This window comes from Kribbella sp. VKM Ac-2571, from assembly GCF_004362255.1.
In the GTDB taxonomy this organism is placed as follows: Bacteria; Actinomycetota; Actinomycetes; order Propionibacteriales; family Kribbellaceae; genus Kribbella; species Kribbella pratensis.
In genome coordinates this window covers 170,694-191,220 of the sequence record NZ_SNWS01000009.1, presented here as the reverse complement: position 1 = coordinate 191,220, position 20,527 = coordinate 170,694, and the positions used below count along the sequence as shown (strand labels likewise).

General features: G+C 68.4%; 14 protein-coding genes. 13 read left to right on the top strand and 1 reads right to left on the bottom strand.

The annotated features are described in order from the left end of the window. Nucleotides 1-14: 14 nt before the first annotated feature. Nucleotides 15-1,766: an ABC transporter ATP-binding protein gene (locus EV651_RS21285; RefSeq protein ID WP_133786960.1), complete on the top strand. Its 1,752-nt coding sequence runs from the start codon at nucleotides 15-17 to the stop codon at nucleotides 1,764-1,766. Beyond that, nucleotides 1,759-3,540, top strand: a complete 1,782-nt coding sequence (locus EV651_RS21280; protein ID WP_133786959.1) for an ABC transporter ATP-binding protein — start codon at nucleotides 1,759-1,761, stop codon at nucleotides 3,538-3,540. The genes EV651_RS21285 and EV651_RS21280 overlap by 8 nt, the downstream gene beginning before the upstream one ends. Here the strand turns inward: EV651_RS21280 and EV651_RS21275 are convergent. Further along, nucleotides 3,531-3,935: a cupin domain-containing protein gene (locus EV651_RS21275; RefSeq protein WP_133786958.1), complete on the bottom strand. Its 405-nt coding sequence runs from the start codon at nucleotides 3,933-3,935 to the stop codon at nucleotides 3,531-3,533. The genes EV651_RS21280 and EV651_RS21275 overlap by 10 nt on opposite strands. A gap of 99 nt (nucleotides 3,936-4,034) precedes the next feature. On the opposite strand from EV651_RS21275, the gene EV651_RS21270 reads away from it, so the two are divergent. From EV651_RS21270 to EV651_RS21220, 11 genes are all read left to right on the top strand, one after another. Beyond that, nucleotides 4,035-5,051 (top strand): ferritin-like protein, encoded by a 1,017-nt coding sequence (locus tag EV651_RS21270; protein ID WP_133786957.1) that lies wholly within the window; start codon nucleotides 4,035-4,037, stop codon nucleotides 5,049-5,051. A gap of 100 nt (nucleotides 5,052-5,151) precedes the next feature. Continuing rightward, nucleotides 5,152-6,096, top strand: coding sequence for an ABC transporter ATP-binding protein (locus tag EV651_RS21265; RefSeq protein ID WP_133786956.1), 945 nt, complete (start codon nucleotides 5,152-5,154; stop codon nucleotides 6,094-6,096). Further along, nucleotides 6,096-7,445, top strand: a complete 1,350-nt coding sequence (locus tag EV651_RS21260) for an ABC transporter permease (protein ID WP_133786955.1) — start codon at nucleotides 6,096-6,098, stop codon at nucleotides 7,443-7,445. The genes EV651_RS21265 and EV651_RS21260 overlap by 1 nt, the downstream gene beginning before the upstream one ends. A gap of 26 nt (nucleotides 7,446-7,471) precedes the next feature. Beyond that, nucleotides 7,472-10,204 (top strand): phosphoesterase, encoded by a 2,733-nt coding sequence (locus tag EV651_RS21255; protein WP_133786954.1) that lies wholly within the window; start codon nucleotides 7,472-7,474, stop codon nucleotides 10,202-10,204. A 25-nt stretch (nucleotides 10,205-10,229) separates the two neighbouring features. Beyond that, a complete protein-coding gene (locus EV651_RS21250) occupies nucleotides 10,230-10,889 on the top strand; it encodes a DNA/RNA non-specific endonuclease (RefSeq protein ID WP_133786953.1) in 660 nt (219 codons plus the stop codon). Further along, nucleotides 10,886-11,278, top strand: coding sequence for an immunity protein YezG family protein (locus tag EV651_RS21245; protein WP_133786952.1), 393 nt, complete (start codon nucleotides 10,886-10,888; stop codon nucleotides 11,276-11,278). The genes EV651_RS21250 and EV651_RS21245 overlap by 4 nt, the downstream gene beginning before the upstream one ends. 119 nt (nucleotides 11,279-11,397) lie before the next feature. Further along, complete coding sequence (locus EV651_RS21240) at nucleotides 11,398-13,437, top strand: AAA family ATPase (RefSeq protein ID WP_133786951.1); 2,040 nt, start codon at nucleotides 11,398-11,400, stop codon at nucleotides 13,435-13,437. 54 nt (nucleotides 13,438-13,491) lie between these two features. Then, nucleotides 13,492-14,760, top strand: a complete 1,269-nt coding sequence (locus EV651_RS21235; protein WP_238157097.1) for a hypothetical protein — start codon at nucleotides 13,492-13,494, stop codon at nucleotides 14,758-14,760. Between the two features lie 37 nt (nucleotides 14,761-14,797). Further along, nucleotides 14,798-16,216, top strand: a complete 1,419-nt coding sequence (locus EV651_RS21230; protein ID WP_202870440.1) for a glucose-6-phosphate dehydrogenase — start codon at nucleotides 14,798-14,800, stop codon at nucleotides 16,214-16,216. Between the two features lie 89 nt (nucleotides 16,217-16,305). Then, the gene (locus EV651_RS21225; protein WP_166658690.1) at nucleotides 16,306-17,949 is read left to right on the top strand and encodes a carboxylesterase/lipase family protein; all 1,644 of its coding nucleotides are present in this window, start codon (nucleotides 16,306-16,308) and stop codon (nucleotides 17,947-17,949) included. Between the two features lie 61 nt (nucleotides 17,950-18,010). Continuing rightward, nucleotides 18,011-20,464: a X2-like carbohydrate binding domain-containing protein gene (locus tag EV651_RS21220; RefSeq protein ID WP_133786948.1), complete on the top strand. Its 2,454-nt coding sequence runs from the start codon at nucleotides 18,011-18,013 to the stop codon at nucleotides 20,462-20,464. Nucleotides 20,465-20,527: the final 63 nt, after the last annotated feature.

Here is a 20,527-nt window from a genome sequence, read left to right as displayed (position 1 = left end):
GCACCCTTCTGACGATGGGTCTGGCTGTCCTCGGTTCGCTGCTGGGGATGGCGGTCACGTTGCTGACCGGCCGGGTCGTCGGGGCGGTTCCAGGGGTGATCGACGGCGGCCCGGACGCGATGCCGATCGGCGAGTTCGGCTGGCTGCTGGGCGGCCTGCTCGCGGTGTTCGTCATCGACAGCCTGACGCCCGCGGTGCAGCAGGTCGCGTCGCTGGTGATGGACGCCGGCCTGGTCCGCGCGATCGGCACTGGCATCACCGAGCCGCTGCTCAAACCGCGCCGGATCGAGCACCTCGAGGACTCCGAAGTACTGGACGTCCAGGAGCGCGCGAAAGGCAAGGGCGGCTTCCATCTCGCGCAGGGGCTCGGGCAACTGCCGTGGTTGATCGCGAGCCGGGTGACGCTGGTCGGCTCCGCGGTGATCGTCGGCGTGATGTTCGCGTGGTGGGTGGCGGCGATGCTGGTCGCCGTCACGATGCTGCTGGAGTGGTACGGCGGTCGCTTGATCGAGCGCGAGGTCGACGTCTGGTGGGGTAACACCGAGGAGCAGCGCCGAGCCAACTACCTGTTCAACCTGGGCATGCGTGACGCTCCGAAAGAGTTGCGCGTGTTCGGGCTGCACAACTGGCTCGTGGAGCGGTATGTCCGCGAATGGACGGCCGGCTACCGCCCGGTGTGGGCACGCCGCCGGCGGAACGCGAAGTGGTCGTTGCTGATCGGCGGCGTCCACCTGATCGCCAACGGCGTCGCGATCCTGGCTGTCGGGCGCGCCGCCTACAACGGCACGCTGCCGCTCACGCAGGTCGCGACCACACTGCCCGCGATCCTCGCGATCGGTCAGGCGAGCAACGGGTACGGCGTGGCGCAGGTCCGCCGCGGACTGTCGGCGTACCGCGCGATGCGGGACCTCAGCGCGACGATCGAGGAGCGGCACCCGGAGCCGGCCGTGACCACGAAGCATCGGATCGAGACGATGCCGGCCCGCGAGATCCGGTTCGAGCAGGTGAGCTTCCACTACCCGGGTTCGGACGTCGCCGTACTGCGCGACCTCGACCTCACGATCCGCGCGCGGGAGGCGCTCGCGCTCGTCGGCGTCAACGGTGCGGGCAAGTCCACGCTGGTGAAGCTGCTCGGCGGCGCGTACAAGCCGACGAGCGGCCGCATTCTCGTCGACGGTGTCGATCTCGCGGACCTCGACCTGAGCGTGTGGCAGCGCCGGGTGGCCGCGATCGTGCAGGACTTCCTGCGGTTCCCGTTGTCGGTGACCGACAACGTCGTGTTCGGCGCGGTCGAACGCGCGGGTGACGAGCTCACCCTGGCGAGGGTCGCGCGTGAGTCCGGGATCGACGAGGTCGTACGGCGCCTGCCGAAGGGCTGGGACACCGTGCTGGACAAGACCTTCGACGGCGGCGTGGACCTGTCTGGTGGTGAGTGGCAGCGGGTCGCGCTGGCTCGGGCGTTGTTCGCGGTGCATGCCGGTGCGGGCGTTCTGGTGCTGGACGAGCCGGCCGCGGCGCTCGACGTACGGGCCGAGGCCGAGCTGGTCGAGCGGTACCTGGAGCTGACCTCCGGGGTGGCATCGCTGATCATCTCGCACCGGTTCTCGGTGGTACGCAACGCGGATCGGATCTGTGTGCTGTCCGACGGCCGGATCGTCGAGGACGGCACCCACGAGGAGCTGCTGGCGCAGGACGGCGAGTACGCCGGAATGTTCCGGCTGCAGGCCGAGCGGTACGTGACGGGACCGGAGGCAGTCGATGCGTAGTCTGCGGATCCTCTGGCTGTGGCTGTCCACGTCCTTCCGGGCAGCACCTGGGCTGATGGCGATCTCGACGGTGCTGGTCGCGGCCCGTGCGATCACGGCACCGACCCAGACGTACGGCGTGAGTCGGCTGGTCGACGGGATCGCGTCGGACCGGTCGAGCACGATCGCGCTGGGCATCGCCATCATCGTCGGCGGCCTCGCGGTGTCGTTCGTCGCGGACGGGCTCGGATGGCCGCTCCAGGACACCGCACAGGAACGGATGGCGGGCCGGGTGCACGCCGACCTGCTCGATGTGACGACAGCGATCCCCGGCCTGTCGCATCACGAGCGGCCCGACGTCGCGGACCGGCTCGAGCTCGTGCGCGAGAAGGCGTGGCGGATGGGGGTCGGCGCCGAGGTGCTGCTGTGGGCGTTCGCCACCGTGACGAACACCGCGACCGTGCTCACGTTGCTCGGATCGGTGCATCCGCTGTTGCTCGTGCTCCCGTTGCTGGGCGGTGCGCGGATCTGGTCGGCGTACCTGAGCAGCACGCGGCAGAGCAAGGCGTGGGAGGAGTCGATGCCGCAGGAGCGGCTCGTCGACCGGTTGATCGAGGTGGCGAAGGATCCACGGACAGGTCTGGAGCTGCGCGTATTCGGACTCGGAAAGGTCTTGCTGGACAGGATCTTCACGCTGCAGACGCAGCGTTTCGACCGTCGGGTCGCGGCCGCGCGCTGGGGCGGGAAGGTGGACGGCTCGGTGCGACTCGCCTTCGGTCTCGCGTACGCCGCGGCGATCGTCTGGGTCGTCGCGCGGGCACGGAACGGCCAGGCGTCAGCCGGTGACGTCGTACTCGTCCTGCTGCTCGCGCCGCAGGTGGATCAGATGACCGGCGGTATCGCGCAGAACGTGTACTGGGTCGGTGAGGTCGTGCGCAGCTTCGGGCGGTACGACTGGCTGCGCGAGTACGCGAAGCAGAACTCGTGGCGGACCAGTGTCACGTCGGCGCCCGACCGGATCACTACCGGGATCGAGTTGCGGAACGTCGGATTCTCCTATCCCGGCTCGGATTCCGCGGTCCTGAGCGACCTGACCCTCAGCGTGCCGGCCGGGTCGGCGGTCGCGCTGGTGGGGGAGAACGGCGCCGGCAAGACGACGCTGGTCAAACTGCTCGCCCGGATGTACGACCCGACGACCGGCCAGATCCTCGTCGACGGTGTGGACCTCGCGACGGTCCAGCCGGACGCATGGCGGTCGCAGCTGTCGGCAGGGTTCCAGGACTTCGTGAAGTTCGAGTTCACCGCGCGGGAGGTTGTCGGCATCGGCGACATCGACCGGGCTGCGGACGAGGACGCCGTACGGACTGCGATCGTCCGCGGGGATGCCGAATCGGTGATCGCCGGGCTGCCGCGGGGGCTGGATTCCCAATTGGGCAAGAAGTTCACCGACGGGGTCGAGCTGTCCGGCGGGCAGTGGCAGCGGCTCGCGCTGGCCCGGGCGTTCATGCGCGAGCGCCCGCTGCTCCTGCTGCTCGACGAGCCGACAGCGGCTCTCGACCCGGAGGCCGAGCACCGGCTCTACGAGCAGTACGCGTCCGCCGCGAAGATCGCCGCGGCCGAGACCGGTGGCATCACCGTCCTGGTGTCGCACCGGTTCTCGACCGTGCGGATGGCGGACCTGATCGTCGTCATGCACCGCGGCCGCATCGAAGAGGTCGGCACCCACGAAGACCTGCTCGCCGCCGGCGGCCGCTACGCCGAGCTCTTCGAACTCCAGGCCCGCGCCTACCGCTGAACCCGACGCTCCGCCCGCTCGGCCAGCTCTTCCTCAGGAACGAGTGTGAACATCTCCTGCCCGGGAGCGCACAGCATCGTCACGGTGAACTTCACCGGGACGTCCGACCGGTTGTTGCCGTCCTGGTAGTGGATGACGTCACCGCCCGGCTCCCAGAACGCCTCGCCGGCCTTGATCACCCGCGGCGCTTCCCCCTCCAGTTCGAACAACATCTCGCCCGCGACGACGTACCCGAACGCCGGACCCGAATGCCGGTGCGGCGGTGCACCGGGGTCACCCGCCGGGTACTCGATGTCGACGGTCATGACGTGGAAGCCCTCGGGAACGAAGGGCGGCTCCACCTCCTGCAGCATCGTCAGCGCTGTCTGCCACGCGGTGGAGGTCGTATTGGTCATCGAAGCTCACCTTCCAGTTGATCGGTCTGTAGTGGAAGACAGTTCAGACCGGCGAGCTGTGACGGTCACAGAGGAGGCGGTTGTGCTGTCTCAACAGGTATGACTCAGCGCATCGAGACAATTGACAGTCTTCACCAGCACCTGCAGTGGGCGATCGAGCTCGAGCACGCCACGATTCCGCCGTACCTTTGTGCCCTCTACTCGCTGGATCCGGCGCGGAACCCGGACGCGGTGGAACTGGTGGGCAGCGTGTTCGTCGAGGAGATGATCCATCTCTCGCTGGCGGCCAACCTGCTGAACGCCGTCGGCGGTGAGCCGCGGCTGGACGTCCCGGAGATGCTGCCCGGGTACCCGCGGGAGCTGCCGCACGGTTCGATCGAGCTGTCGTTGCTCCCGTTCGGGCCGGACGCTCTGCAGATGTTCCTGCGGCTCGAGAAGCCCGAGGCGCCCGGTTCACCCGCCGAGAGCGATCACTACGAGACGATCGCGCAGTTCTACGACGCGATCGAGGACGGGCTGCGGTACCTGAGCGAGACGCTCGGCGAGGACAAGGTGTTCTCGGGCGACCCGGCTCGTCAGGTGACCGCGGGACCGTTCCACCACACCGCCGGAACGCTTCAGCCGGTCACCGACCTGGCATCGGCGCTGGCCGCTCTGGAAGAGATCGTCGAGCAAGGAGAAGGTACGTCGCGGGGCGAGGTCTGGGACGGCGACCACGACATCTTCCACCCGGACCGCGACGAGGTCGCGCACTACTACCGGTTCGAGGAACTGAAGCTCGGCCGCCGCTACCGGCGGGGAGACACGCCGCAGTCCGGTCCGACCGGCGAGCCGGTCACCTTCGATCTCGCCGGAGTGTCGCCGATGCAGGCGAACCCGCGCCGGTCGGACAACGCGCAGATCCGGGCCGCGCAGGAGCAGTTCGACAATACCTACTGCACGCTGCTGTTCCTGCTGGAGCAGAGCTTCACCGGCGAGCCCGCGCTGATCCGGGATGCCGTCAAGGCGATGTTCGGGCTGAAGGCCGAAGCCCTGAAGTTGATGCAGCTGAGCGAGGACGATCACACGACGGCCGGACCGACCTTCCGCTACATCGATCCGCAGCAACGCAGCTGAGAGCCCGCTGAGAGCCTGGCGGGAAGGAGTCCGCGCTAGTTCGCCAATAGTTAACCTTTGCTCTTCACGTAACCGTACATTGCTTTCTAATGTATTCCCCATGGACACACCGCCCACTGTCCGTGCCCGCGGCATCACCAAGTACTTCGGCGAGGTCGTCGCACTCGACGGCGTCGACCTCGACGTCGCACCCGGCCAGATCCACGGCCTGGTAGGACCGAACGGAGCCGGCAAGACCACGCTCCTCGGCCTCCTGCTCGGACTCGCCGTGCCCGACCGCGGCGAACTGGAGATCCTCGGTACGCCGGTCGGCCGCGCACTCGCCGTCCCCGAAGGTGTCGCCGGCTTCGTCGACGGCCCCGGCCTGTACCCGTCGATGACCGCCAAGCAGAACCTCACCGCCCTGGCCCAGCTGCGCGGCGACCGCACGATGAACGTCGACGACGCGATCGACCAGGTCGGTCTGTCCGACGTGGCCGACGACCGGGTCCGCGGGTTCTCGCTCGGCATGCGCCAGCGCCTCGGGCTCGCCGCCGCGTTGCTCACCAAACCGCGGCTGCTGATCCTCGACGAGCCGTCCAACGGCCTCGACCCGGCCGGCAAGAAGCACGTGTACGGCGTCCTCACCCGGCTGGCCGCCGACAGTACAGCGGTGATGCTGTCGAGCCACCGGATGGACGACGTCGAGGCGCTCTGCTCCGAGGTGACGATCCTGTCGACCGGACGGGTCGCGTTCTCGGGCCCGATCAGCAAGCTGGCCTCGGAGGACAGCGAACTCGACTACCGCGTCCTCACCTCCGATCCGGTAGCGGCTCGTCGACTGGCCCGCGAGACCAAGGGCATCCGGCTGCGCGACCAAGACCCAGAAAGACGCACAGGACAGGAAGGTGTACCGCTTCTGGTGATCTCGGCGGCCGTGCCGGCCGTGGACGAGTTCGTGAAGCGGCTGGTCCGCGACGACATCGCCGTCCGCGAACTCGCGCCGCTGGTGTCGCCGCTCGAAGCTGCCTTCATCGCCCTCACCGAGCAGCAGGAGACCAACTGATGACGGCCACCGTGGCTGCCCCCGAGCGTCATGAGGTTGCCCGCCGGGTGCCGATCATCCGGGGATATCGCTTCGAACTCGCCAAGCTGCTCACGCAGTGGCGCGTCCGCGTCCTGATCGTCGCGTGCTGGCTTGCGCCCGCTCTCTTCGTGGCCGTCATCAGCCAGCAGGCGTCGCTCCCGGTCGACACGTTGTTCGGTCGCTGGATGCACGCCACCGGATGGGCCGGTCCGCTTGTACTGCTGGGCTTCTCCGGTTCGTGGGCGTTGCCGTTGCTGACCTCGTTGATCGCCGGTGACGTGTTCGCGTCCGAGGACCGCCTCGGTACCTGGCGGCACCTGCTGGTGGCGGTCCGCTCGCCGCGGCGGATCTTCATCTCGAAGGCGCTGTCCAGCCTGACCGTGATCCTGGTCCTGGTGGTCGGCCTGGCCGTATCGAGCACGATCAGCGGCCTGCTGGTCGTCGGCAACCGGCAACTGATCGGCCTTGACGGTCACCTGCTCTCACCGGGCAACGCGGCCGGCACTGTGTTCCTCGCCTGGCTCTGCGCCGTCGCGCCGACTTTCGCCCTTGCCGCGATCGGCCTGCTCGGCTCAGTTGCGCTCGGCCGATCGCCGATGGGCCTCCTGCTCCCGGCGGTCGTCGCGCTTGCGATGCAGCTCGTCCAGCAACTTCCGGTCCCGGTCGCGTTCCGCCTCGCGCTTCCCGGCTACGCGTTCATCAGCTGGAACGGGCTCTTCACCAGCCCAGCGCAACTCGGTCCGCTGCTGATCGGCGTGATCGTCAGCCTGGTCTGGACCCTGGTCGCGACCGGCCTTGCGTACTTCGTCTTCGTACGCCGTGACTTCACCAACCCGACGCACGACGGCTCCGGTCGGCTCGCGTTGACGGCCGGCCTCCTGCCCCTCGTCGTACTGCTCGGTGTCACCACCGCGGCCGTCGCTCCGGTGGCCGGCTTCGGGTCGGGGATCGATCAGGGCAAGGTGCAGCGCGCGGTCGCGGTCGAGTTCGCGCACCTGTACCGGTTGCAGACCAAGCAGCTGAACCGGGCCGACGTGACCGAGCAACAGCTGCAGAGCGCCGCCGAATGCACCAAGGGCGGCGACCAGGTCGCCGCACAAGGACCCGGCAACGACTGGCGCTGCGTCGTCAGCTGGCACATCCCCGGGGTGGAAGCGGCCGGCTCGGCGATCTACCAACTCGACATCAACCCACTCGGTCGGTACGTCGCCGACGGGGACGGACCGAAGGAAGTGAACGGCTTCTTCCTGGTCCGCACGCCGTCCGGGGACGAACCGAACCCCCTGTGGCAGTTCGACGGCAACATCGAACTGCTGCCTGCCAACTGAAAGCCCAACCCGAAGGGACAATTCCCATGCAGGTCACACGCCGCAGACGGCATGCGGAGCGCCCAGGCCTTCTTCGCCGCCGGATACCACTGGTCACCGCGGGGACCACCGCGGTCGCCGTGGTACTGGCCGGCAGCGCTGTCGCATCCACCCGTCAGTTCGGGTACGACCAGGTCGGCCAGGTCACCGACAAGGGCCAGGTCGTCTCGTCCGACCAGTACATCAAGCCGCTCGGCGACCGGCTTCTCCTCCAGAAGGGGAAGATCATGTCGTCCACGGTCAGCCCCGACGGCAGCCACCTGGCCGCCTCGGTGACCGACGGCGGGATGGCGCTCGCGATCATCGATCTGAAGAACTGGAAGGTCCAGCAGTACATCGGCAACAACGCCGCTGCCGACCTGAAGATTCCCGGGAACGACGTCGGCCAGGAAGGGCCCACGTACTCGCCCGACGGCAAGCAGCTGTGGCTGGGACAGGCCGACGGGTACCGCAGGTTCACGGTGAACCCGGACGGATCGCTCGCCGCCCCGACGTTCGTCGCGCTCGCGAAGGACGGCGCCAAGCGGGCGCTGGCCTCGGAGGCCGTGTTCTCGGCCGACAGCTCCACCGTGTACTCGGCGGTCAACGGCCAGAACAAGGTCGTCGCGATCGACACCGCGACCGGCGCCATCAAGCAGACCTGGGCCGTCGGCAACGCGCCGCGCGACCTGGTGATGGTCGGCGACAAGCTGTACGTGAGCAACGAGGGCGGCCGGCCCGCGAAGCCGGGTGACCCGACAATCAACTCCTACGGCACCGAGGTGGTCGCCTCGCAGGTCACCGCCGCCACCACGACGGGCACCGTCAGCGTGATCGACCTCGCGAACCCGTCCGCGGCGCCGGCGAGCATCGACGTCGGTCTGCACCCGACGGCGCTGTACGCCAAGAACGGTGCCGTGTTCGTCACCAACACGGCGACGAACAACGTGTCCGTCATCGACACCGGGCGCGGCAAGGTGGTGCAGACCATCGCCACCCAGCCCTGGCCGGAGGCCTCGATCGGGTACGAGCCGGACGGCGTCACGCTGACCGACGACGGGCACCTGCTGGTGTCGCTCGGTCGCGCGAACGCGGTCGCGGTCTACAAGTACCGCAACCCGCTCGAGCCGGTCAGCTACGTCGGCCTGCTGCCGACCGACTACTTCCCGGCCGAGCTCGCGCAGGTCGGCAAGGACATCGTGGTGTCCAACACCCGCGGCGTCGACGCGCGCCGGGAGACCACGGCGGCGGGACACAGCACGCACGACACGACGTCGAGTCTCACCAAGTTCCAGCTGCCGAACGACCACGCGATCCGCGGTCTGACCGCGCAGGTCTTCCAGCAGAACGGCTGGACGCCAGGTTCGGCCCAGCGTACGACGGGCCACGCGGCGCCCCGCCCGGTTCCGCTGAAGCTCGGCGAGCCGTCGACGATCAAGCACGTCTTCCTGATCGTCAAGGAGAACCGGACCTACGACCAGGTGTACGGCGACATCCCGGAGGGCAACGGCGACCCGGCGCTGGCGCAGTACGGCGAGAACGTCACGCCGAACCAGCACGCGCTGGCCAAGCAGTTCGGGCTGTACGACAACACCTACGACATCGGCACGAACTCCGCCGAAGGCCACAACTGGCTGATGCAGGCCGACAACCCGGAGTACTCCGAGTCGTCGGCGGGTGAGTACATCCGGACCTACGACACCGAGAACGACGCGCTCGGTCACCAGAGCAGCGGCTTCATCTGGACCGGTGCGCAGGCGGCCGGCAAGACGGTCAAGGACTACGGCGAGTTCCAGTCGATCGAGGAGAAGCCGGCCGGTGCGACCTGGCAGAACCTGTACTGCGACACCAAGACCATGCAGTCGACCGGCCAGGACACGGCGTACCCGATCAAGGTCGGTTCGGCGATCCCGTCGCTGAACGCCGTGTCGGTGCAGGGCTTCCCGCTCTTCGACCTGAACGTCCCGGACATCTACAAGGCCGAGATCTGGAAGAAGGACTTCGAGAAGAACGGCCCGGCCAACTTCAACATGTTCTGGCTGTCCAACGACCACACCGGCGGCCCGAACAGCGGGCCGGCAGGGGTGGCGGACAACGACCTGGCCACCGGGCGCATCGTGGACGAGATCTCGCACAGCAAGTACTGGAAGGACTCGGCGATCTTCGTCCTCGAGGACGACTCCCAGGCGGGTCTGGACCACATCGACGGTCACCGGGCGCCGATCCAGATCATCAGCCCCTACGCCCAGCACGGTGTGGTGGACAGCCACTACTACACCCAGATCACGGTGATCCGGACGATCGAGCAGATCCTCGGGATGAAGCCGATGAACCAGAAGGACACCGCGGCCACGCCGATGTTCGGCGCGTTCACCAACACGCCGGACAACACTCCGTTCAAGGCGGTGCCGAACCGGACGTCGCTGACCGCGGGGCTTAAGGAGTTGCCGCCGTGTGGTGCGGATGTGCCGGCGGCGCAGAACCCCAACGTGGCTGCGGTTCCGAAGGCCACGGTGCCGGCCGGTCAGCAGGCGATGGCGGCGACCTGGGACGCTTGGCTGGCCAAGCAGCGGACCACTGGTCCGAACGCGCGAGCCGACTTCGCCAACCCGGCCCAGATGAACCACTTCGACTGGTACGAGGCGCACGACTGGGCCACGCCGTACCCCGGTGAGGACAAGATCGTGGCGCCGCAGGACGTGCCGGGTGCGGTCATCCCGGCCGCCGAGAACGACGGCTGACACCTTCAGCCGGTAGAAAGAACGTATGCCTGAACGACCGTCGCGGGCGTCGGTCCGGATCGAGCAACCCGCCGATCCGGCCGACGTCCGCGCCGTCGGTTACGGCCCGGGCGACGTACCGGTGGTGCCGGAGAAGTACGCCGGACTGCCGGTGCACAAGGAACCGTCCGGGCGGGTCGGCCACTGGAACACCGACCTGATGAACCCCGAGCCGTCGGCCGTGTACGTCGTCGACGACCGGTACCTGTACGCGACCGACAAGGCCGGGCGGGTCGCCCACGCCGAGGGCTGGCTGGGCTGGCTGCCGGCCGAGCAGAACGACGAGCGGCGCAACGTGTCCGCGCAACGGGAGGCCGGCGAGCCCGATCGGCAACGCACCGACGACGGCGGTCACCTGTTCGCGACGGTGTTCGACGGGCCGGGGGAGTCGATCAACCTCACCGCGCAGTCGCAGGAGCAGAACCGAGCGCGGGCCGGAAGCAACAACTGGCGCGCGATGGAGCAGACCTGGCAGGCGATGCGCGCCGCCGGCATCCAGGTGCACGCCGCCATCGACATCCGGCACGCGAACAGTACGACGGATCGCCCGTCGTCCCGCACCGTCGTGGACCGCCACAACGGCAAGCACTCACCACGGCGTATCTTCAAAGAGACCAAGCCGGTGTCGTCCCGGGAGCGTGCATGAGCGAGATCGGTGTTATCGACACCATCGCCCGCGCCCTGGTCGCGGATCTACCGGCTGGGTGGCGTGAGGTCAGCGCGGTCTACCGGGCAACGACGTCGTACGCCGAGCTGGATGCGGACGTCGTGCTGCCGTCGGGGGAGACCCAACTGGAGACGCTGCCCGAAGGCCTCGAGGATCATTTCGAGGAGTTGCGGCGGTCGATGTACCAGCCGGGCAAGGGCACCTGGCTGACCGCGAAGGTCACGGTGACCTCGACCGGGCACTTCGCCACCGACTTCGACTACGACCACGAACCGGCCTGGTCGATCCCTGTCGACCGGGCGATCTACCCGGCCGATCTGGCCGAGTTCCCGCGGGACGCCGAGCACACGCCCGACTGGCTCAGATAAATCGGTGGCAGGCCGCCGGCCACGCTGGTAACGTCGCCGGTCTGTCTTTTCGGGATCGAATCGAACCGGATGGATCTGCTCCGGGGCGGGACCCAGCTCACGATTCGAGGCTCTCACCGATGGTCGAACCTGAATTAGCGTCCGAACGCGCCTTTCTCGCCACTGCCCGCACCGCACTCAGCAAGATGTACGCCGAGGTCGTGGACCGCGACGTGCAGATCATCGGCGGCGAGGACAACGACGAACGCTTCACCAACGAGGCCAACCAGCGGGCCAAGGAGATGCGCACCCACGCGCTCCTCGACCTGCCCGACGTACCGCTGTTCTTCGGCCGGCTCGACTACGAGCACGGCACGATCGAGGACCTGGACCAGATCTACATCGGCCGCCGGCATGTCCATGACGGATCCGGCGTACCGCTGGTGATCGACTGGCGCGCACCGGTGTCGGTGCCGTTCTACCGCGCGACCGCCAGCGACCGGCGGCGGGTGGTGATGCGCCGGCGGTACGGCTTCTCCGATACACGATCAGGCACAGCCGAGCTGACCGGGTTCGAGGACGAGCCGTTGATCGGCGGTGTCGAGTCGGATCAGGCGGACAAGTTCCTGCGGTCCGAGATCGAGCGCCCGCGCACCGGCCCGATGCGCGACATCGTCGCCACGATCCAGCCCGAGCAGGACGACCTGGTCCGCGCGCCCCTGCACCCGAGTGTCTGCGTGCAAGGTGCGCCAGGCACTGGCAAGACAGCGGTCGGTCTGCACCGCGTCGCCTACTTGCTCTACACCGAACGCGAACGACTCGGCCGCGGCGGTGTCGTGATCGTCGGACCGAACCGGTCGTTCCTGTCGTACATCCGCAAGGTCCTGCCCGCGCTGGGCGAGGTCGACGTCCGGCAGATCACGATCGACGAGCTGCTGACCCGCCCCACCGCGACCACCGACGACACGGAGGCCGCGCGGTTGAAAGGCGACGCGCGGATGGCCGACGTACTGCGTCGTGCGCTGTGGTCGTACGTCGGTACGCCGACCGAGGGAGTCCTTTACAGCAAGGGGTCTCGGCGCTATCGGGTGCACGACTACGAGGTCGTCGACATCGTGTCGGACCTGCGCGAGTCGACCCGGTACGCACCTGGTCGGAACGCGCTCGCGCAGCGGATCGCGCACGTCGTGCTGGTCCGGATGGAGGAGCGCGCCGAGTCGCCGGACGACCGCGTGCAGAACGCGGTCGCGCGTTCGAAGCCGGTGAAGGACGTGCTCGACTCGGTCTGGCCGCGGGTCTTCCCCGAGCAGGTCCTGCACCGGCTCTTCTCGGACGCGGACTTCCTGGCCGCCGCGGCCCCCGACCTGACAGCTGAGGAGCGTACGGCGCTGCTGTGGCCGAAGCCGGCCCGTTCGTGGAAGTCGGCGAAATGGTCGTTCGAGGACACCGTCCTGCTCGACGAGCTCGAGGACCTGATCGAGCGGCGTACCGGCTCGCTCGGGCACCTCGTCCTCGACGAGGCGCAGGATCTGTCGGCGATGCAGTTGCGGGCGCTCGGTCGGCGCTGCCGCTCGGGATCGGCCACGGTGCTCGGTGATCTCGCGCAGGCGACGACGCCGTGGGCCGCCGGTTCCTGGGACCGGGTGCTCGGTCATCTGGACAAGGGCGACGGCGTTGTCGCCGAGCTCGACCGCGGGTTCCGGGTGCCGGCCCAGATCATCAACTTCGCGGCGAAGCTGCTGCCCGAGATCGCGCCGACGCTCGGCACCCCGAGCGGCATACGAACGGTCGCCGACGCGCTGAGCATCGTGCCGGCCGACGCCTCCACGTTCGCGGACCAGGTGGTGGCCGAGTGTCGTGCCGCGCTCGCGGGCGAAGGTTCGGTGGCACTGATCGCGGCGGACGACCAGGTCGTGGCACTGCGGGACGCGATCGCGGCGGCCGGACTCGAAGTGGCCCTGATCGGCGAGACCGAGGACGAGATCGACACCGTGCGCCTGGTGTGCGTGCCGGCCACGCTGGCCAAGGGCCTGGAGTTCGACGCGGTCGTGGTCGCCGAGCCGGCTCACATCGTCGCCGCCGAGCCCCGCGGCCTGCACCGCCTGTACGTCGTCCTCACGCGAGCGGTCAGCCGCCTTCAGATCGTTCACGCCGAACCGCTGCCGGCTGCCCTCGCCTGATCCTGTCCCGGCGCTATCGTCCGACGTGCAAGCAGCCGGATCGGGGAGGCCTACGTGAGCGGTTTGGTCGTTTTGATGGTGCTCGCGCTGCTGCTGGCCGTGGCTGCGATCGTGTGGGGGATCGTCGCGCTCGTCCGCCGGCAGCGGTACATCGGATCGATCCGGCAGCGTGGCTGGAGCTTCGTCAACAGCCCGACGTTCGACGCGGTGGCCCGGCTGAGCAATCCGCCGTTCGGGATCGGGTTCGTGCGCGAACCCGACGACCAGATCACCGGGCGGACCTCGACCGGGCGGGCGTTCCAGGTGATCGAGTACAAGTCGGCGTACTGGTCGGGCTGGGTCGGCATGGTGACGTTGTCGCGGCGGCTGCCCGAGCTGTGGATCACGGGCGGCAAGACCGCACCCCGGTACGGCGTTCTCGCGCACGGCGTCGCCGCTCCGCCGCAGCTCGGCCCGGGGTGGCAGGTCGGCGCGATGGACCCGGCGTTCGCGCAGGAGGTGATGACGCCGGAGCTGTGCGTGCAGCTGAAGGCGCTGGCGGCCGGGCAACCGGGGGTGAATCTCGGCGTCGACGGCGACCAGATCGTCGTAATGAATCCACCTCGCAAGGATCTCGATCAGCTCGGCCCATGGCTCGAGCAGCTCGGTGCGATCGCGGCGGCGATCGATGCGACGCCGCTCGACCATTGGATCCAGCCGGAGCCGGAGCCGCGGCTGCGGTTCTACCACCACCCGGACTGGTACTGGATCGGCGTGGACGACAGCCTGCTGCAGTACACGCCGGTCAAGAGCGGCGGTTACGGTCACCGCACCGACGAGGTGATCCGCGGGCGGGACGGTGACGGGCCGCCGTTCGTCGCGTTCAAGCACCACTGGAAGACCTCGCGCACCGAGACCTACACCGACAGCAACGGCAACTCGCAGACCCGGACCGTGGTCGAGAACCACTCCGAGCCGATCCTCGGCTTCCAGTTGCCGGTCCGGATGCCCCAGCTCAGCGTCGGGCCGAAGGGCTTCCGCGGCGGCATCAGCTTCGAGAGCGCGGCGTTCAACGATCGGTTCGCGGTCACCGCGGCGGATACCAAGTTCGCGTACGACGTGATTCATCCGCGCCAGATGGAGTACCTGATGGCGACCCCGGGCGCCCCGTTCCGGATCGTGGAGGACTGGGTCTGGTTCACGCCGGCGGAGCACAGCCAGCCCGCGATCGCGTTCTGCTCGGCGTACCTGCGCGGGTTCCTGGGCCGGGTCCCGCGGTTCGTCTGGCGCAATCTCGGCCTGCCGGACACGCCGTACCCAGCCCTCGAGACAACCGTCGGGTAGGGGAATGCGGTTGCCGCTCACGTGGTTGAGTTTGACCGTGTCAACTCAACGTACCGTCGTCATCTTCGGCGCCAGCGGCGACCTGAGCTCCCGGTTGCTGCTGCCCGGCCTGGGCAGTCTGCTCGCCGGCCCGCGCGCCACCGCCGTGCGGATCATCGGCACCGGCCGGTCGCCACTGGCGGCGGGCGAGTGGACGGATCGCGTCCGGACGGCTTTCGCGAGCGTAGCGAGGGAATCAGAAAGCACAGTTGAATCCCAAGGGGAGATCGGTCCGGTTGCGGCGGAGACCCTGGCAACCACGCAGTACGTCGCCGGTGACCCGACGGACCCGGCGCACCTGCGCGCGCTCCTCGAGCTCGCCGGTCCGGCGCCGGTGCTGTACTTCTCGCTGCCGCCGGCCGTGACGACCTCGATCGTCGAGACGCTCCAGCGGGTCGAGCTCCCCGAGGGCACCGAGCTGGCGTTCGAGAAGCCGTTCGGCACCGACGCCGCGTCCGCGGCCGCGCTGAACAAGCTGGTCGGCTCGCTCGTGCCCGAGGAGAACGTGCACCGCGTCGACCACTTCCTCGGCCGCACCGCGGTCCTGAACCTGATCGGCCTCCGGTTCGCCAACCGGCTGTTCGAGCCGGTCTGGAACGCCGAGCACATCGAGAGTGTCGAGATCGTGTACGACGAGACGCTCGGCCTGGAGGGTCGCGCGCAGTACTACGACAACGCGGGCGCGCTGGTGGACATGATCCAGAGTCACCTACTGCTCGTCCTCGCGCTGCTCGCGATGGACGCCCCGGCCACGATGGACGCGGTCGAGGTCCGCAGCGAGATGGCTCGTGCTCTGCGCAGTACGCACCTGTACCGCGGCTCCGCGATCGCGGCGAGCCGGCGAGCCCGGTACACCGCGGGTATCGCTAACGGTCGCGTGGTTCCGGCGTACGCCGGTGAAGCGGGCGTGGACCCGGCCCGCGAGACCGAGACGCTGGCTGAGGTGACGGTCGAGGTGGGCACGAACCGCTGGGCCGGTGTGCCGTTCACGCTGCGATCGGGCAAGGCGCTCGGCGCCGCGCGCAAGGAGATCGTGATCAAGTTCAAGCCGCTGCGGCACCTGCCGTCCGGCCTGCACGGCGGTCGCGACGGCGAGACCCTGCGGATCGGTCTGAACCCGGGGGAGCTGTCGCTGTCCGTCCCGGCGCTCGGCGTCGACGGACCGTACACGATGGGTCAGGTCTTCCTGGACGCGACGCTGCCGTCGTCGGCCGTGCTCCCGTACGGCGAGGTGCTGAACGGCATCCTGCGCGGCGACCCGCTGCTCTCGGTCCGCGGTGACGTCGCCGAGCGCTGCTGGGAGATCGTCGAGCCGGTGCTCGACGCCTGGCACACCGACGAGGTGCCGCTGGAGGAGTACGAGGCCGGGTCCGACGGCCCCGCCGAGTGGCAGACAGCCAGGGAGTCCGCCGCCTGAAACCAGGGACTCTCCCTGGGGCGACGGGTGGTCGCGCGCCGGAGAGTGGTTGCGGTAACCAACCACTCCCCGAACGAGGTACTCAAATCGTGAGAACCATCCGTCCCCGCCTCCTACTCGCCGCCGCGGCGACCGTAGCCGCAACCGCGGCCGCCGCCGTGACACTCGGCTCCGGCGGTCTGCCCGCAGCCGACGCCAACACCACCACCGCGAGCTCCATCGCCGGTTACGATCCCGTTGTTGCTACGGGCAACGGGGCCGTGCGTGGTGTGAGTGTTGACGGCACCTACTCGTTCCGTGGTGTGCCGTTTGCCGCGGCTCCGACCGGGAGTCTCCGGTGGCGGCCACCGCAGCCCGCGGCGAGCTGGCAGGGTGTGCGCGACGCAACGTCGTACGCGCCGGGCTGTCCGCAGGCACCAAGCGTAGTGGCGCCGGCTCAACTGTCCGAGGACTGCCTCTACCTCAACGTCTCGACGCCGGCCGTGCACTCGCTCACCAAGCGCCCGGTGCTGGTCTGGATCCACGGCGGCGGCCTGGTCGGGGACAGCGGCTCGAACTACGACGGCACGAAGCTGACGAAGGCCGGCGCCGTGGTCGTGACCATCAACTACCGGCTGGGCGCCTTGGGGTTCCTCGCCCACCCTGCACTGGCGGCGAGCCCCGGGGGACCGGCCGGCAACTACGGGCTGATGGACCAGCAGGCCGCGCTGCGTTGGGTGCAGCGCAACATCGGCCAGTTCGGCGGCGACCCGCACAACGTCACGATCGCCGGTGAGTCGGCGGGCGGCCTGTCCGTACTCGCGCACGTCACCTCCCGCAGTTCGAAGGGCCTGTTCCAGCGGGCGATTGTGGAGAGCGGAGCGTTCGCCCTGGAGCAGGAGCCGCTGGCCAAGGCTGAGACGTTCGGCAACGAGTTCGCCACGAAGGTCGGCTGCCCCGACCAGTCGGCGGACTGCCTGCGCAAGGTCCCGGTGCAGACGCTGGTCGACAACATCTCGACGGCGACCGCCCTCATCCCGGGCGTGGTCGACGGCGCGGTGCTGAAGGAGTCGATCGGTACTGCGCTCGCTGCGGGCCGCTTCAACAACGTGACGATCCTGAACGGCAGCAACCACGACGAAGAAGCGCTCTTCACGCTCGGCGGCCGCGTCGTCAGCCGCGGCTACAACGTCCCCTACACCAGCCCGGTCACCGCGGCGAACTACGAGAGCAACATCGCCACCGCGCTGCGGGTGTCGCCGTCCCAGGCCGCCGCGATCGCCGAGGAGTACCCGCTGTCGGCCTACGCGACCCCGGACAAGGCGTTCGGCACGCTGGTCGGCGACGCGACGTTCGCGTGTGGCGCGGCCCAGGTGAACAAGTGGACCGCACGGCGAGTTCCGACGTACGGCTATGAGTTCAACGACGACACCGCGCCGTTCCTCTTCGCCCCGGCCGGCCTGCTCTCGGTGGCCACGCACGGCTCGGAGATGTGGTACTTGTTCGACCTCCCGAACGCTCCCTTCCCGGTCCCGCTGAACGCGGAACAGGCCGCACTGGCCGACTCCATGCGCGCCGCTTGGGTCAACTTCGCGAAGACCGGCAACCCCTCGACGCCCTCGACGTACTGGCCGGCGTCGGGGCAGACCGGTCGGGTGCTGTCGCTGGTGCCGCCGGCGCCGCAGTTGTCGACGGACTTCGCGGCGCGTCATCACTGTGCCACTTTCGCCCAGAATCTTGACAAGGTTAAGTAATAGACCCAATATCCTATCCGATTCGGTTTTCTCCTGAGTTCTCTGGGAAGAGGTCACCGCCATGACCAGATCCGTTCGGAGCAGGGTGTTGCGGGCCGCGCTTGCGGGGCTCGTGGTCGCCGGGCTGCTGCCGGCAGGTTTGAGTACGTCGACAGCAGCACCAGCGACACCTACCACCAGCCTGACCGCTGCCGCTGAGCTGTCCGGGCCGGCGGGGGACAAAGCTGCGCATCCCTACATGGGCTGGAGCAGCTACAGCATGCAGGTCTACAACCCGAACGGCGGCAGCTGGATCACGGCGGATCAGCTGATCGCCCAGTCCGACGCGATGCACGCGAAGCTGCAGCCGTACGGGTACGACTACATCAACATCGACGCCGGCTGGAACGACGGCATCGACGAGTACGGCCGGCCGACGCCGAGCAAGAAGCTCTACCCGAACGGCCTGCAGGCGGTCATCGACCACATCCACGCCAACGGCCAGAAGGTCGGTCTCTACACGATCCCCGGGATCAGCAAGGCCGTCATCGACGCGAAGCTGCCGATCTACGGCGCCCCGGGCTGTACGACCGGCGACCTGCCGGTGCTGCCGCTGCAGAAGGGCGATTACTGGGGCATCGGCTACCGCATCGACTTCTCCAAGCCGTGCGCGCAGAAGTACGTCGACTCGATCGCGGACCTGTTCGGCTCGTGGGGGCTGGACTTCCTCAAGTTCGACAGCGTCACCCCGGGCTCGGGGATCAGCGACCTGTCGGTGGACGCCCGCGACGACGTCAAGGCCTGGTCGCAGGCCCTGAAGCGGCACAACATCTGGCTCGAGCTGTCCTGGGCGCTGGACATCAACTACGCCGACACCTGGAAGCAGTACGCCAACGGCTGGCGGATCGAGTGGGACGTCGAGTGCTACTGCACGGGCACGGCGCTGACCGCCTGGCCCAACATCAACCGGTTGTTCCCCAAGCTCGCCGAATGGTGGCGGCACGCGGGACCGGGCGGCTGGAACGATCTCGACTCGCTCGACGTCGGCAACGGCCAGATGGACGGTCTCACCCAGGACGAACGCCGTACGGCGGCAACGCTCTGGGCCGTGTCCGCGGCGCCGATGTACATCGGCAACGACATGACCAGGCTGGACTCGTACGGACTCGAACTGCTGACGAACCGCGAGGTGATCGCGGTCAACCAGGCCGGTCGTCCGGCGCACCCGCTGTCCATGAAGACGAACCGGCAGGTGTGGTTCGCGCTGAACCCGGACAGCTCGTACACCGTTGCCTTGTTCAACCTCGGCCAGACCGACGCCGACATGACGGTGAACTTCGCCGACCTCGGCCTGAACGGCGCCGGCAAGGTGCGTGACCTGTGGGCCCGCAAGGATGTCGGCACCTTCGCGTCGAGCTTCACCGCCAAGGACGTCCCGATCCACGGCGTCCGGCTGCTGAAGGTCACGCCGCAGAAGGGCGCCGCGATCAGCGTGAACGACGACGACCTCCGGGTCTCGTACGACGGCGCGTGGGAGCGCAACAGCAACTACGAAGTACCCGCTGTCTCGCAGGCGCTGACCGTCGGCGTGACGGACTCGTCAGCTAAGTCCTCGGCGGCGGCCGACCTCCCGACCCGGACCGTGGAGGTCAACAACAACAGCCCGGAGATCGCCTACTCCGGCAACTGGAACTACAGCTCCGGGCGTGGTCTCGGCGACTACCTGGACGACGTGCAATGGACGGAAGGAAACGGTGACTCGTTCTCGTACAGCTTCGTCGGCACCGGCGTCGACTACGTGACCGAGACCGACCCGGGTCAGGGTGACGTCGACATCTACATCGACGGCGAGTTCAAGCAGACCGTGAGCACGTACCTGGATCCGGCGCAGGGGCACAACAAACCGCAGCAGGTCGTCTACAGCGTGTCGGACCTGCCGAACGGCAGTCACACGATCCGCGGTGTGAAGAAGTCCGGCCAGTTCATGCTGCTCGACAAGCTGAACATCCGGCAGGAGAGCCTGCTGAACCCGGACACCGCTGCGTTCGACAAGAACGCGCCGGCCGACGTCAGCGTGCAGCTCGGACGCGACCCGGGCGAACTCGCCGGCATCTCGAAGGCGGGCCAGGATCTGGTGAAGGGCACCGACTACACGGTTGACGGGAACGTCGTGACGATCAGCAAGGCGTACCTCGCGACGCTGCCGGTCGGGAACACCGCGCTCGACGTCCGGTTCCGCGGCGACTACCGCGACGACATCCATGCCGCCAAGGCCGACGGCGCGTCGGTCAGCCTCACCTTCACCGGGACCGGGGTCGACTGGAGTACGGCGCTCGCACCGGATCAGGGCGACGCCGACGTGTACGTCGACGGCAAGCTCGTACGCCGGGTGAACCTGCACAACGACACCCGGGTGACGAACCGGACCGTGTTCTCCGCGACCGGACTGAAGAACGCGCAACACGTCGTACGCATGGTCAAGGTGAACGGCGACGTACTCCGCAACGACACAGTCCGCTACACGCTCGCGAAGTAGACCGGACAACAGCGGGTGGTGGTCCCGAGGGACCGCCGCCCGCTGTTCTGTTGCCGGGGTCAC

Bases quoted from the DNA above. Each gene is read 5' to 3' on its own strand.
- EV651_RS21285 (WP_133786960.1), top strand. From the start codon at position 15: ATGGGTCTGGCTGTCCTCGGTTCGCTGCTGGGGATGGCGGTCACGTTG.
- EV651_RS21280 (WP_133786959.1), top strand. From the start codon at position 1,759: ATGCGTAGTCTGCGGATCCTCTGGCTGTGGCTGTCCACGTCCTTCCGG.
- EV651_RS21275 (WP_133786958.1), bottom strand. From the start codon at position 3,935: ATGACCAATACGACCTCCACCGCGTGGCAGACAGCGCTGACGATGCTG.
- EV651_RS21270 (WP_133786957.1), top strand. From the start codon at position 4,035: ATGACTCAGCGCATCGAGACAATTGACAGTCTTCACCAGCACCTGCAG.
- EV651_RS21265 (WP_133786956.1), top strand. From the start codon at position 5,152: ATGGACACACCGCCCACTGTCCGTGCCCGCGGCATCACCAAGTACTTC.
- EV651_RS21260 (WP_133786955.1), top strand. From the start codon at position 6,096: ATGACGGCCACCGTGGCTGCCCCCGAGCGTCATGAGGTTGCCCGCCGG.
- EV651_RS21255 (WP_133786954.1), top strand. From the start codon at position 7,472: ATGCAGGTCACACGCCGCAGACGGCATGCGGAGCGCCCAGGCCTTCTT.
- EV651_RS21250 (WP_133786953.1), top strand. From the start codon at position 10,230: ATGCCTGAACGACCGTCGCGGGCGTCGGTCCGGATCGAGCAACCCGCC.
- EV651_RS21245 (WP_133786952.1), top strand. From the start codon at position 10,886: ATGAGCGAGATCGGTGTTATCGACACCATCGCCCGCGCCCTGGTCGCG.
- EV651_RS21240 (WP_133786951.1), top strand. From the start codon at position 11,398: ATGGTCGAACCTGAATTAGCGTCCGAACGCGCCTTTCTCGCCACTGCC.
- EV651_RS21220 (WP_133786948.1), top strand. From the start codon at position 18,011: ATGACCAGATCCGTTCGGAGCAGGGTGTTGCGGGCCGCGCTTGCGGGG.